At 33.7% G+C, this 13,917-nt stretch carries 14 protein-coding genes; 10 read left to right on the forward strand and 4 right to left on the reverse strand.

Annotation, left to right across the window (positions count from 1 at the left end; genetic code table 11):
* Both GR162_RS03240 and GR162_RS03245 read left to right on the forward strand, forming a co-directional pair.
* Positions 1-543 (forward strand): DUF420 domain-containing protein, encoded by a 543-nt coding sequence (locus GR162_RS03240; protein WP_160780966.1) that lies wholly within the window; start codon positions 1-3, stop codon positions 541-543.
* Entirely contained in the window at positions 533-793 is a 261-nt protein-coding gene (locus tag GR162_RS03245; RefSeq protein WP_160780967.1) for a hypothetical protein, read from the forward strand. The genes GR162_RS03240 and GR162_RS03245 overlap by 11 nt, the downstream gene beginning before the upstream one ends.
* A gap of 18 nt (positions 794-811) precedes the next feature.
* On the opposite strand, the gene GR162_RS03250 is transcribed toward GR162_RS03245, so the two are convergent.
* Complete coding sequence (locus GR162_RS03250) at positions 812-2,218, reverse strand: DUF4403 family protein (protein WP_160780968.1); 1,407 nt, start codon at positions 2,216-2,218, stop codon at positions 812-814.
* A gap of 178 nt (positions 2,219-2,396) precedes the next feature.
* On the opposite strand from GR162_RS03250, the gene GR162_RS03255 reads away from it, so the two are divergent.
* From GR162_RS03255 to tsaB, 7 genes are all read left to right on the forward strand, one after another.
* A complete protein-coding gene (locus tag GR162_RS03255; protein WP_160780969.1) occupies positions 2,397-3,098 on the forward strand; it encodes an ABC transporter ATP-binding protein in 702 nt (233 codons plus the stop codon).
* On the forward strand, positions 3,091-4,335 hold the full coding sequence (locus GR162_RS03260) for an ABC transporter permease (RefSeq protein WP_160780970.1): 1,245 nt from the start codon (positions 3,091-3,093) through the stop codon (positions 4,333-4,335). Before GR162_RS03255 ends, GR162_RS03260 begins: the two co-directional genes overlap by 8 nt.
* A 2-nt stretch (positions 4,336-4,337) precedes the next feature.
* The gene (locus tag GR162_RS03265) at positions 4,338-5,603 is read left to right on the forward strand and encodes an ABC transporter permease (RefSeq protein ID WP_008467355.1); all 1,266 of its coding nucleotides are present in this window, start codon (positions 4,338-4,340) and stop codon (positions 5,601-5,603) included.
* Between the two features lie 37 nt (positions 5,604-5,640).
* Positions 5,641-6,762, forward strand: coding sequence for an efflux RND transporter periplasmic adaptor subunit (locus GR162_RS03270; protein ID WP_066032780.1), 1,122 nt, complete (start codon positions 5,641-5,643; stop codon positions 6,760-6,762).
* An 84-nt stretch (positions 6,763-6,846) separates the two neighbouring features.
* Positions 6,847-8,229 carry a TolC family protein gene (locus GR162_RS03275; protein WP_160780971.1) on the forward strand — a complete coding sequence of 461 codons (1,383 nt, stop codon included), beginning with the start codon at positions 6,847-6,849 and terminating at the stop codon, positions 8,227-8,229.
* A gap of 6 nt (positions 8,230-8,235) precedes the next feature.
* Positions 8,236-9,528, forward strand: coding sequence for an efflux RND transporter periplasmic adaptor subunit (locus GR162_RS03280; protein WP_160780972.1), 1,293 nt, complete (start codon positions 8,236-8,238; stop codon positions 9,526-9,528).
* 32 nt (positions 9,529-9,560) lie between these two features.
* On the forward strand, positions 9,561-10,235 hold the full coding sequence (gene tsaB, locus GR162_RS03285; protein WP_160780973.1) for a tRNA (adenosine(37)-N6)-threonylcarbamoyltransferase complex dimerization subunit type 1 TsaB: 675 nt from the start codon (positions 9,561-9,563) through the stop codon (positions 10,233-10,235).
* Between the two features lie 188 nt (positions 10,236-10,423).
* On the opposite strand, the gene GR162_RS03290 is transcribed toward tsaB, so the two are convergent.
* From GR162_RS03290 to GR162_RS03300, 3 genes are all read right to left on the reverse strand, one after another.
* On the reverse strand, positions 10,424-11,236 hold the full coding sequence (locus GR162_RS03290; RefSeq protein ID WP_160780974.1) for a mechanosensitive ion channel family protein: 813 nt from the start codon (positions 11,234-11,236) through the stop codon (positions 10,424-10,426).
* A gap of 85 nt (positions 11,237-11,321) precedes the next feature.
* Positions 11,322-11,729, reverse strand: coding sequence for a YtxH domain-containing protein (locus tag GR162_RS03295; RefSeq protein WP_160780975.1), 408 nt, complete (start codon positions 11,727-11,729; stop codon positions 11,322-11,324).
* A 144-nt stretch (positions 11,730-11,873) separates the two neighbouring features.
* Positions 11,874-12,773: a NifU family protein gene (locus tag GR162_RS03300; RefSeq protein WP_008467344.1), complete on the reverse strand. Its 900-nt coding sequence runs from the start codon at positions 12,771-12,773 to the stop codon at positions 11,874-11,876.
* A 143-nt stretch (positions 12,774-12,916) separates the two neighbouring features.
* On the opposite strand from GR162_RS03300, the gene GR162_RS03305 reads away from it, so the two are divergent.
* Entirely contained in the window at positions 12,917-13,906 is a 990-nt protein-coding gene (locus GR162_RS03305; protein WP_160780976.1) for a type IX secretion system membrane protein PorP/SprF, read from the forward strand.
* Positions 13,907-13,917 lie beyond the last annotated feature (11 nt).

Genomic DNA, 13,917 nt, shown 5'->3' on the forward strand with positions numbered 1-13,917 from the left:
ATGGAAGATAATACTTTAGAGAAAAAATTTAGCAAATTTATTATTGCGGTTTCAATAATAATCCCTGTTGTTGTGGCAATTTTGTTTGGAGTTAAATTAAAAGATTTTGGTGTTGAAGTAGAACCGTTGTCATTTTTGCCTCCAATTTATGCAACTACAAATGGTATCACAGCTGTAGTGTTGGTTTGGGCTGTTTTGGCTATTAAAAAAGGAAACCAAAAATTGCACGAAAGATTAATGACTTTTGCTATTGCATTATCGGTTGCTTTTTTGGTTATGTACGTAGCGTATCATATGACTTCGGATTCTACAAAGTATGGAGGAGAAGGAGCGTTGCGTTATGTGTATTTCTTTATCCTTATAACGCATATTTTATTGTCAATTGCCATTATTCCTCTTGTTCTAATAACTTACGTTAGAGCGCTTGCACAACGTTTTGACAGACATAGAAAAATAGCTAAAATCACTTTTCCGCTTTGGTTGTATGTCGCTGTTACGGGAGTAGTGGTTTATTTAATGATTTCGCCATATTATGCACACTAAAAATAAAATCAAAAATTCAAATTCAAACTTCCAAAGTTTTATTCTTGGAATTTGTGTTTTTTTAATTGGGATTTCTGCCAATGCCCAATGTGCTATGTGCCGAGCAGCATTATCTGGTGATTCTAATATTAAAAAAGCAGAAGCGGTAAATGATGGAATTGTTTACTTAATGGTAATTCCGTATTTGCTAGTATTAATAATCGGATATTTGATTTATCGAATGTATTCTAAAAAGAAAAAAGCAGCGTAATCGCTGCTTTTTTTATGCTTATTTAAGTCCGTTTACTGAGACATTTACCGTTCCGTTTATTTTAATGAAAGCTATAATTGCCTGATTCGTTAGCTGTATTTTATCAAACTGAATGTCTTCCATTTTGCCATTGACAAATACGCCTGGCATTGGAGAATAATTCTTTAAATAACCTGCCATACTTTTTTTGCCTTCATCCAAATTAGGCTGAATAGAATAGCGACAGCTTTCTTCCATTTTTCTAAGAATGTATCCTTGCGCGAGCCAGTTTGCTGTACGCATCAATTTACTTTTCGTGTCCAATACATAATCTAATTTTTCAAAGTAAATTTCCTTTGTCTGGGCATTATATGAAGGGAAGCCATTCAGATAAAGTGTTCCGTTAATAGAACCTAGAACGTCCAGTGCAATAACCATTTTGCCATCTTTGTGCCAAATAGAAACATTTTTTACAGTTACTTTTTTACCGCCAGAACCAAATTCCTGGCCAGCAAAATTTTTAGTCATAATTTTAGATGCATCTACATAACTTGAAATAGCTGCGATATTGGCAGAAATCTGGTTTGGAATTTTAGCAACAGGCTTTAAAACGATTTTACTAGCACTATATTTTGATTCTGGCTGTTTGCCAACAATAGTTTCCATGTTACATTTCATTCCCATATCAAGCAGGAACGAATCGTTTTTCAGTTTAGCGTTTGTCGAATAGATTTCTATAGGAACAATTCGTAACCAACTTTCGTAGGTATCACTCATTTGAAAAGGAGTGCAGATTTTTTCAACTGCTTGAAGAACGTTCGGTTTAAAATCCATTGATTTTTCGATTGCTTCGTCTATTTTCTTTTCCAATTTGCTTTTAAAAATAGAAATCGCCGGATTGATCAAATACGTAATTGGCATGTTTTTGCCAAATATTGTCATAGTTGGACTTTCACTCCAATCTAGAGATTTGAATTCTGTTTTGGTGGTCAGTTTCCAATTGGTTAAAGCCGTTTCGCTAGAAAGAGTTATAACTCCGTTTAAGTTGAATTCTCTAACATCATACAATTCTACTCCTAGTTTTTTTGTGCCAATTCGATATTTGATATTCGCTTTAAGCGGTAAAATTGTCCTGATTCTTTTATCAAGATTTGAAGGATCATTTTGAATTTTAATTGGAGCCTGTTTCCAGATTTTCATCTCAATATCATCATCTTCGATGTTATTGTCTTCATAAATCAATCCGTTAAGCAAAGCGTTGGTCTGATTTTCAATATCGCTTAATTTGATCGTAATAGGGAGGTTGATAAAAGAAGGGCTACTGTCATAAATTAATGGACTGGCATCGTCTGGTTCAGGTTTTAATGTTTCTAATTTTTGAGTTGAAGAACAGCTTGTCAGTACGGCAAACACCGAAAACATTGAAATAATAGAACTAAGCTTCATTTAAGATGATTTTTATTACGAAGTAAAATTACGAAAACAATCATATTTTAATTCAAAAAGTGTAACAATAACTAAAAATTGAAGTCTAATACTAAATAGGTAACAAAAGTATTAACTTTTTATTATCATAAATTACTTAATAAAAATGTTATTATTGTCTAAAAAATTTAACAATACCATGATCGAAATTAAAGATTTACACAAATCCTATAAGATGGGAAGTTCAGAACTACATGTATTAAAAGGTATTAATTTTAATATAGAAGAAGGAGAATTGGTTGCGATTATGGGATCGTCTGGTTCTGGTAAATCAACACTTCTTAACATCTTAGGAATTTTGGATGAAGCCGATTCTGGAAGTTATATTTTAGATAAAACTCCAATAAAAAAATTAAACGAAACTCTTGCTTCAAAATACCGTAACAAATTTTTAGGTTTTGTTTTCCAGTCTTTTAACTTAATTAATTACAAATCGGCATTAGACAATGTTGCAATGCCGTTATATTATCAAGGTATTAAAAGAAAGGAACGTTACGAAATAGCAATGAAATATTTAGAGAAAGTAGGTTTAGGATCTCACGTTCATCATTTGCCAAACGAACTTTCTGGAGGGCAGAAACAGCGTGTGGCTATAGCAAGAGCATTGGCGTCAAATCCGAAAGTTTTGCTTGCCGATGAGCCTACTGGAGCCTTGGACACTAAGACTTCGTATGAAGTTATGGAACTTATTCAAGGAATTAATGATGAGGGAAAAACAATTTTGATTGTTACACACGAACCTGATATTGCCGCAATGTGCAAAAGAAATGTAGTCCTAAAAGATGGATTAATTATCGATGATAAAAAAGTAGAACAAGTTAGAGCTTCGTCTTATGTTTAATATTGAACGCTGGCAGGAAATATTTGAAGCCATTTCTAAAAACCGTTTAAGAACATTCTTAACAGGAGTTTCTGTGGCTTCGGGGATTTTTATTTTGGTAATTCTGCTTGGTGCAGGTAAAGGTTTGCAAAACGGAATTGAAAAACAATTTGAACGCGATGCCGCAGGAATCATTGAGGTTTGGTCTGGTACAACTACAAAAGAGTACAAAGGATTAAATCCAGGAAGGCAGATTCAATTTCGCAATAGCGATTACAATCAATCGGTACAGAAATTTGAAGATAAATTAGATCTGAGAGCTTCAACCAATAATTATTGGGGACAGCCTTTTGCTTACGGAAAAGAATCGGGCAGTTATCAGTTTAGAGGGGTAAATCCAGATTATGGCGGAATCGAAAATTTAACAATAGTCCAAGGCCGTTATATTAATGCTAAGGATTTGGAAAGTAACGCCAAAGTGGCTGTCATTGGGATGAAACTAAAAAACGATTTGCTTAAAGATAAGGAGGCAATAGGGGAAGAAATCCTAATTAACAATATCAACTTTAAAGTAGTTGGGGTTTTTACAGATCCAGGAGGTGAAAGAGAAGAAACTCGTGCTTATCTGCCATTGACTACAGTTCAGAAAACATTTGGCGGAGGCGACAAGATCAGCAATTTGTTTTTTACTTTAAAAAAGACAAAAGATTATGATGAAGCGCTGGCTCAATCGGAAAAGTTTACCCAAGATTTAAAAGATTTATTAAAGAGTAAAAATGTAGTGGCGCCTGAAGACGATGGAGGTGTGGGAGTTTATAATTCGGTTAAAGATGCCAAACAGTTTTACGATTTAAACTTATATATCAGACTCTTTTTCTGGTGGGTAGGTATTTGTACCATTATCGCTGGTGTAGTTGGAGTAAGTAATATCATGCTTATTATTGTAAAAGAACGAACAAAAGAAATCGGAATTAGAAAAGCATTGGGAGCTTCGCCTTTTTCAATTATTACCATGATTCTTCACGAATCGATCTTTATCACAACCATTGCAGGTTTTGTTGGACTATTAGCCAGTCTTGCATTATTAGAATTTGTTGGACCTATGGTTCAGAGTGAATATTTCAGAAATCCTGAAGTAGATTTTAGTGTTGCTTTAACTACTTTGGTATTACTTGTTTTTGCAGGAGCAATGGCAGGATTTTTTCCAGCCTATAGAGCAGCCAAAATTAAACCTATTGTAGCACTTAGAGACGAATAATTATGTTTAAAAAAGATAATTGGGACGAGATTTTACAGGCCTTAACCGCCAATCCTTTCAGGACTATCCTGACGGCTTTTGGCGTTTTCTGGGGTATTTTTATCTTGGTAATTTTACTTGCTGCAGGTAATGGTTTGGAAAATGGTATCAAAAAGGGGTTTGATGGAATTGCGACGAATACTATGTTCATGTGGAGTCAGACTACCTCTAAGGCTTATAAAGGTTTGCCAAAAACAAGACGTTATGATTTTAGAAATAGTGATGTAACGGCTTTAAAAGCAGCATTGCCAGATTTATTATATGTTTCGCCGAGGAATCAATTAGGCGATTTTAACGGTACAAATAACGTAGTAAGAGGCACTAAAACTTCAGCTTTTACCATTTATGGAGATTATCCCGAGCTGATTAAACAGCAGCCGATGGATATCATTAAAGGAAGATTTGTAAATCAGCAGGATATTGAGCAAAGAAGAAAAGTCTGCGTAATTGGAAAAGGGGTTATCAGTGAACTTTATGGCAAAGAAGAGGAAGCTGTTGGAACATATATCAAGATTAACAGCATCAATTTTATGGTGGTCGGGGTTTATAAATCCAAACAACAAGGAGGAAATGCAGAGCAGGAACAGAAGAATATTTTTATTCCTTTTACAACTTTTCAGCAAGCCTTTAATTATGGCGATAAAGTAGGGTGGATGGCGCTTACCGCGAAAGATGAAACTTCAATAACCGATTTAAAGCCTAAAATTTTAGAGATTATAAAATCATTGCATTCTATAAATCCAACAGATGATAGAGCAGTTGGAAATTTTGATTTGTACGAGCAGTTTAATAAAGTGCAAAGCTTGTTCAATATTTTAAAAGTAATTGCCTATTTCGTAGGGACATTGGTTTTAATTTCAGGCGTAATCGGAATTTCGAATATCATGTTGATTGTGGTTAAGGAACGTACAAAAGAAATCGGAATCAGAAGAGCTTTAGGCGCAACACCTGGAGCAATTAGAAGTCAAATATTAACAGAGTCTATATTTTTAACTATTATTTCGGGTATGCTCGGAATTGCTGTTGCCACAGGAATTATAGCGGTTTTAAATATGGTATTAGACTCGATGCCTCCAGATCAAAATACTATGTTTGCGAATCCAACTGTAGATTTAGGAGTTGTATTTGTTGCATTAATCATCTTGGTCGGATCTGGTTTGCTTGCCGGATTTATCCCAGCACAGACTGCGATCAATGTAAAACCTGTAGATGCACTAAGAACAGAATAAATTATCAATCAAAATAAATCGATTAAACCCAGAACAAATGAAAAAAGGAGTAACCGTAACCATTTTAATATTTATTGCAATTGTTTTTTTTGGCGCGCTTTACTATTTGTATGCTAAAAACCAAGAATCGCCGATTGTGTTTAAAACGGAAAAAGCAGAAATTAAGACCATCGTAAAAAATACTATTGCGACAGGTAATATTCAGCCTGATGAAGAGGTTCTAATCAAACCAAATATCTCAGGGATTATTGAGGAAGTGTACATCAAAGCGGGTGAAAAAATTAAAGCCGGCGATATGATTGCTAAAATTAGAGTTGTAGCAAACGTTTCGAATGTAAGCAATTCTCAAAACCAGGTTCAGACCGCTAAAATTGCATTAGACAATCAGGAAAAAATCTATAAAAGACAGAAAACATTATTTGAGAAAGATGTGATTTCTGCAAATGATTATGATGCGGCTTTGTTGGCTTACAATCAGGCAAAACAAAATTATTTGGCTGCAAAACAAGGTTTAGATATCGTTAAAACAGGAACAACTTCTTCTTTGGGAAGTTATGCTAATACATTAATTCGTTCTACAGTTAACGGAATGGTATTGGATGTTCCGGTAAAAGTCGGTAACCAAGTTATCGAAAGTAATAACTTCAACGAAGGAACCACAATTGCAAGTGTTGCTGATGTTGGAAGAATGATTTTTATTGGAAAAATCGATGAATCTGAGGTTGGAAAAATTAAAGAAAAAATGCCAATTGAGATTACAATTGGTGCAATCGAAAATAAAAAATTTGATGCAGTTTTAAACTATATTGCCCCAAAAGGAGTTACTGAAAATGGAGCAATCCAGTTTGAAATCAAAGCACAAATGGTTAACAGAGATGATACTTTTATTAGAGCTGGTTTAAGTGCCAATGCTTCAATTATTTTAGAAAAAGCAGAGAAAGTTTTGGCAATTAAAGAGTCTTTAGTTCAATTTGACAAAAAAACACAAAAGCCTTATGTAGAAGTTGAAACTGCTCCACAGAAATTTCAAAGAAGAGATTTGGTTCTTGGGGTAAGCGACGGAATCTACGTTCAAGTTAAAAGCGGTGTAAATGATACAGATAAAATTAAAATCTGGAATCAAGGCTTAATTAACGAAGGAGACAAAGAAAAAAAATAAGCTAATTTGAAGGTTAAGGATCTTTTTGGTTTTAAAAATGTTAAATTTGCGTAGTTCGGTTTACTGCGCCTTCATTAAAAGTATATGAAAATAAATAAATATAATAGTCTGGTTATAGCATTGTTATTCGGTTTCGGATTAACTGGGCAGGCGCAATCAAAGAAATGGACACTAGAAGAGTGTGTGAGATATGCACTTGAAAATAATATCACAGTAAAACTATCTGAATTAGATGTAAAAAATGCTGAGATTGATAAAAGAGGAGCTTTAGGGAACTATCTTCCATCTGTAAACGGGAATGCTTCTCACTCTTGGAACATAGGTTTGAACCAAGATGTTACAACAGGTATTTTACGTAATCAAACTACACAATACTCTTCAGTTGGGATAAATGCAGGAGTTGACATCTACAAAGGTCTGCAGAATCAAAACACAATGAGGAAGGCAAAATTAAGTATCATTGCCTCTCATTATCAGCTATTAAAAATGCAAGAAGATATTTCTTTAAATGTGGCTAGTGCATTTTTGCAAATTTTATCTAACAAAGAAGATCTAAAAGTTAAGAAAGAGCAGTTGGCAATCGATGAGAAAAGATTTGCCCGTTCTGAAGAAATGGTAAATGCAGGAACAATCCCGCGTGGAGATTTGTTCGATTTAAAAGCAACTGTTGCGACAGATAAACAAAACATAGCTGTTTCTGAAAATAATTTACTGATTTCTAAATTGAGTTTAGCGCAGCTGTTGCAATTAAAAGAATTTGCAGATTTTGATGTAGTTGATGATACTAATGTATCGGATGAAAATAATATTTTGGCGCAAACTCCTACTGAAATCTATAACAAAGCCAAAGAAACGAGAACTGAATTAAAATTAGCTCAAACTAATCTTGAGATTGCTGAAAAAAATGTTGCCATAGCTAAAGGGGCTTATCAGCCAACACTTTCTGGTTTTTATGGATTTAATACAAGAGCTAGTTACAGTGATCAAGTTAAATTAGATGCAAATGGTAATCCGTATACTGTTGGACCAGATCCTATATTCCAACAGTTTAGTGATAATAAGGGACATAATTTTGGTTTACAATTAAATGTTCCTATTTTTAATGGTTTCTCCGTTAAAAACAATGTAGAACGTAATAAAGTAAGTTTAGAAAAATCTAAAATAGATTTAGAGCAAAAAAGTTTAGATTTGCAACGTAACGTTTATACGGCATTTACAGATGCAAGAGGAGCTTTAAATACGTACGAATCGGCTACCGTAACTTTAGAAGCAAGACAACAGGCTTACAATTACGCAAAAGAGAAATATGATGTAGGTTTAATGAACTCTTTTGATTTCACACAAGCTCAAACCTTATTGACCAATGCACAGTCTGATGTTATCAGAACAAAATACGATTACATGTTCAAAATTAAAATATTAGAGTTTTATTTCGGAATTCCAATTGTTCCAATTATTACAAAATAATTTATTATGCAGAAAAAAACAGTTTATTCTTTATTAGGTGCTGCAGTAGTGCTTATTGTGGCTTTGGTTGGTCTTTCTAAGGCTGGAGTAATAGGGAATAAGGACGAAGGAAAAGAAGTGGAAACTGCAAAAGTGATGGCATCAACAATTGTTGAAACAGTTTCTGCAACAGGAAAAATCCAACCCGAAATTGAAGTTAAAATTGCCTCGATGGTTTCGGGCGAGATTATTTCACTTAATGTAAAAGAGGGGCAGGTGGTTAAAAAAGGCGATTTATTGGTAAAAATAAATCCAGATTTATATACCTCAGGATTAGAAAGATCTGTTGCAAATTTGGCAGGAACAAAAGCAAGCCTTACTCAATCTGACGCCAGTTTTAAAGAAGCAAAAGCAAATTATGAGCGTAATAAGATATTGTATGACAAAGGCGTAATTTCAAAATCAGATTGGGATAAAGCCGTTTCTACTTTTGAAGTTGCAAAAGCAACCAAACAAAGTGCCTATTACAACGTTCAAAGTGCTTCGGCATCTGTTACCGAGGCTCGAGATAACTTAGGACGTACCACAATTTATTCTCCTGCTGACGGAACGATTTCTGTATTGAATGTAGAATTGGGAGAAAGAGTTTTAGGAACACAGCAAATGGCAGGAACTGAACTTTTGCGTGTTGCCAACCTAAATAATATGGAGGTTGAAGTTGATGTGAATGAAAATGACATCGTAAAAATTAAAATAGGGGATGAAGCAAATGTTGAAGTGGATGCTTATTTAAAAAAGAAATTTAAAGGTGTTGTAACCAGCATTTCTAATTCTGCAAGCACTACATTGACTTCAGATCAGGTAACTAATTTTAAAGTTAAAGTTCGTATACTTAAAGATTCTTACCAAGATTTGTTAGAAGGAAAGCCAAGCACATATTCTCCTTTCAGACCTGGAATGACAGCTACAGTTGATATTGTTACAACTACAAAAACAAATGTTTTGGCAGTGCCAATTAGTTCTGTTGTAGTAAAATCGGATACTACAGCTGTAAAGGATTTTAAAGTAGAAGATCCAAATGAAGATAAAAAAGCAGCTCCAAAAAGCGATAAAAAATTCGAATGTGTTTTTGTGAAAGTTGGAGATAAGGCTAAAATTAGGATAATTAAAACCGGAATTCAAGACGATACTAATATTGAAGTAATGTCTGGATTAAAACCTGGCGATGTTGTTATTACAGGCCCGTATACAACAGTTTCTAAAGAACTAAATTCTGGAGACAAGGTAAAGTTTAAGAAAGCTGAATCTCCAAAGAAATAATATAATACCGCAATAATTTAAAATTTAATACTTTGTCTTTTATTCTCAATATCGAAACGGCTACTAAAAATTGTTCTGTATCTATTGCAAAAGATGGCCAGACCATTGTTTGCAGTGAATTGGCAGATGAAGGATATTCGCATGCCGAAAAGCTTCATGTCTTTATTGAAGAAGTAATCGCAAAAGCGGGAATATCGGCGCAGGATTTAAAAGCCGTTGCTGTTAGCCAAGGGCCAGGATCGTATACAGGTTTGCGAATTGGTGTTTCGGCAGCAAAAGGTTTGTGTTATGCTTTAAATATTCCGTTGATTGCGGTTGATACAATGCAGACTTTAGCATCGCAAGCAGGAGTTACAGACGGAAAAATTGTACCAATGTTAGATGCGCGCCGTATGGAAGTTTACAGTGCCATTTTTAATTCTGATTTGACTGTCGAAAGAGCTATTAAAGCCGAAATTATTGACGAAAGTTCATTTCAGGAATATATAGGCAAACTTTACTTTGTTGGCGATTGTGCCGATAAATGTAAAACGGTTTTGACCAAAGACAATTTTGTATTTTTAGAAAACATAAAATATCCTTCAGCACAAGCTATGAGTAAAATCAGTTTTGATAAGTATCAAAAAAGCGACACTGTAGATGTCGCTTATTTTGAACCTTATTATTTAAAAGATTTTATTATTACCGCTCCTTCAAAAAAGGAATAATACTTTTTGCAATTATTTTTAACACATAGAAATATAGCTTTTGGGAGTTTACTAAGGTATTTTCACTTAGAATATCCACATAGAGCTATGTGTGAAAGCGTACTTTTTCTGTAATCTTAAACAGAGCTAATAAAATCTATATTTCTATGTGTTTAAAATTGAATTTCCAATTTTACTCAATAGGTAATTTATTTCTGTATTGTGTAAGGCTGAATAGCAATTCCAGCTTCATCCAAAGCTGTTTTGCAATTTTCTAATGTTTCAGAAAAAACCGCTCCATAATTGGCATTTTTTGCCCAAGGACGAACAGCAAAATCTATTGAACTTGCAGAAAGATTTTTTACAAAAACTTCTGGTGCAGGCGTTTTTAATACTTTTGGATTATTGTTCAACACCGCTAAAAGTACTTCTTTAGCCTTTTTGATGTCAGAATCATACGAAATAGAGAAAGTCAAATCGGCTCTTCTTTCTCCTTGCATAGAGTAATTAATAATGTTTCCATTAGATAAAGATCCATTCGGAACAAATACCGTCTGGTTATTTCCAGTTAGCATCTTAGTTACAAAAATCTGAATTTCAAGAACAGTTGCAATAACTCCTTGAGCTTCTATAGTGTCTCCAACTTTAAACGGTTTGAAAACGATAATAAGCATTCCGCCGGCAAAATTTGAAAGCGATCCTTGCAATGATAAACCAACAGCAAGACCCATTGCTCCTAAAATAGCTACGAACGAAGAGGTTTCAATTCCTAATTTAGAAATAAAGGTTACAAATAATAAAATTCGTAACGCCCACAATAAAATATCGGCTAAGAATTTTGTTAATGTAGGATCTAGATTTCGCTGAATCATTACTTTTCGAATGATTCTGTTGATTAATCTGATGGCATATAAACCAACAAATAGAATTAAAAATGCAGAAATAAGTTTTGGCGAATAATCAACTAAAATGTCAATAAATCGACTGATGTATTTACTGACTTGTTCTGGACTAAGATTCATGATTTTAAAATAAAAAACCTTCTCAAAAGAGAAGGTATATTAGCGGTGCAAATATAAAAATATTTACATTATCAGAAAACTGTGTTTATGCTTTCTCAGCAGCTTCGTCGGCTATTTCTTCTGCTTCTGCAACAGCTTTTTCGCTTACATCAACAACGGTTTCAGAAATAGTTTCTGGGGTTTCAGAAGCCAGAGAAGCCGTTTTCTCCTTAACAGTATCTACAACGTTATTTATGGCTTCAGATGCTTTATCTGCATACTCGCTTACAGTTTCTTTTGCTTTTTCAGCATATTCTGAAGCGCGGTCAATAATCGGATCCGAAACTTCTTTTACTTTTTCTATTGTTTCTTCCGCAAAAGCTTCAGCTTTTTCAATATACGGTGCAGCAGCTTCTTTTGCTTGTTCAAAAGTCTCTTCGGCATTATTTGCCAATTCAGTTACAGACTCTTTGGTTGAGCCAAATAAATTTTTAAAAAATGAAGATAATCCCATGGTTTTTAATTAATTGGTTAAGAATACAATATTAATTAATTTTATAGAATTACTGTTTTTTTAATGATAAATAATTGATATCTAGTGTTTAATAACAATAAAAAAGCGCCTCAAGGAGACGCTTTGAATTGTGTTTTTATGAGATTAAGCATTTACAGCTTCCACTTTAATAGCTTCATCATTCAGCATGCTTTTCAGCATATTCTCAATTCCGCTTTTTAAAGTAAATGTAGATGAAGGACATCCGCTGCAAGCACCTTGCAATAATACTTTTACCGTTTTGTCATCTTCATTATAAGATTCAAAAGCAATGTTTCCTCCATCAGCAGCAACCGCTGGTTTTACATATTCTTCTAAGATGTTAATGATTTGTTGTGATGTAACATCCAACTTATCAAAAGCTTCATCTTTTTTTGCTTCAGTTTTCGCTTTAGTTTCGATTAAGCTTTCATCTAAAACAGTTCCTCCGTTTTCAATAAATTGTTTAATGAAAGTTCTCAATTCTAAAGTAATTTCGTCCCAGTTATTGATTTCATATTTTGTAACCGAAATGTAATTTTCATCAATAAAAATTTCTTTCACATAAGGAAATTTGAATAATTCCTGAGCTAAAGGAGAAGAAGCAGTCTGATCAATATTTTTATATTCTACGGCATTGCGAGTAAGCATTCGGCTCACAACAAATTTCAATGCGGATGGATTTGGAGTGGTTTCTCCGTATACCGTAATAGGCTGTTTTTTTGGTTTTGTTTCATCAATTTTAATGATAACGCCACCTTTATCAACAAAAGCGCTGATTTGTTCTGCTACAGCATCTTTTACATCATCCCAATCTACAATGCTGTATCTTTCGATAGCGATAAAATTTCCAGAAATATAAACTGTTTTAACAAACGGCAGATAAAATAATTGCTGAGCTAGCGGAGAAGCTTGCGCTTCATCAATATTTTTGAACTCAAAATTTTGATTTTGAGTGATGAAATCCTCAAATTCAAACTTTAAAATTGTTGGATTTTGAGTCTCTTTTATAGTGATTTTAGTCATGATAATATATTTTTTGCAAATTTACTAAAGTTATTTTCTACTAATGGCTATATTTGATTTTTTAATGAAATAATTAAGACTCTTTTCAAATAAATCGTGTTAAATTGCAAGAGTAAAAATTATATAGAAAGAATTTTGTCTTTATGAAATTAAAAATCAGGGTTTTATTAATTTTTCTCATTACTGTTTTTCACTCTTATTCCCAAGAGGGAATCCCTGTTTATTCTGATTATTTGTCTGATAATTATTACCTTATTCATCCTTCTATGGCTGGTGCAGCCAATTGTGCCAAAGTGCGGTTAACAGCCAGAAAACAATGGTTTGGAGAAGAAGATTCTCCATCGCTTCAAACTTTGAGTTTTAATGGAAGAATAGGGGAGCGTTCTGGAGCTGGGATTATTGTTTTTAATGACAAAAACGGATACCATTCTGAAAAAGGGGTAAAATTGACTTATGCGCATCATATTATGTTTTCGAGAGATGAACTGGATTTGAATCAGTTGTCTTTTGGAATTAGTGGTGGTTTGATTCAAAATCAATTAGACGAAACAAAATTCGGCAACACATTTGATCCAATAGTTTTTGGTTCCATTCAAAAAGATTCTTATTTCAATATTGATGTTGGAGCTTCTTATAATTATTTGAATTTCTATGCTCATGCAACAGTTCAAGGTCTATTGGAAACGAGGAGAGAGTTATATTCAGATTATGAAAGTGATAACTTGAGGAAGTTTTTATTAAGCGCTGGTTATGTGTTTGGTAAAAATGAAAATTGGACTTGGGAGCCTTCGATCCTTTTTCAGCTGTTTGACCAGACGAAAGAAAAAACACTCGACATAAATATGAAAGCCTATAAAAACATGGATTTTGGAAGTCTGTGGGCCGCTTTATCGTATAGAAGAGGTTTTGATGGAGCACAATATATTTCAGGAAGCGGTGTAGCGTCTCAGAAATTACAGTACTTTACACCAATTATTGGGGTAAACTTCAAGAATTTTATGTTTGCTTACACGTATTCTCAAGTAATGGGAGATGTTAAGTTTGACACTGGCGGATATCATCAAATTACTTTAGGAATTAATTTATTCTGTAAAAAAGAACGCTATGACTGTAACTGTCCTGCCATTAACTAAATTTATTTTTT

This window comes from Flavobacterium sp. HBTb2-11-1, from assembly GCF_009826975.1.
In the GTDB taxonomy this organism is placed as follows: Bacteria; Bacteroidota; Bacteroidia; order Flavobacteriales; family Flavobacteriaceae; genus Flavobacterium.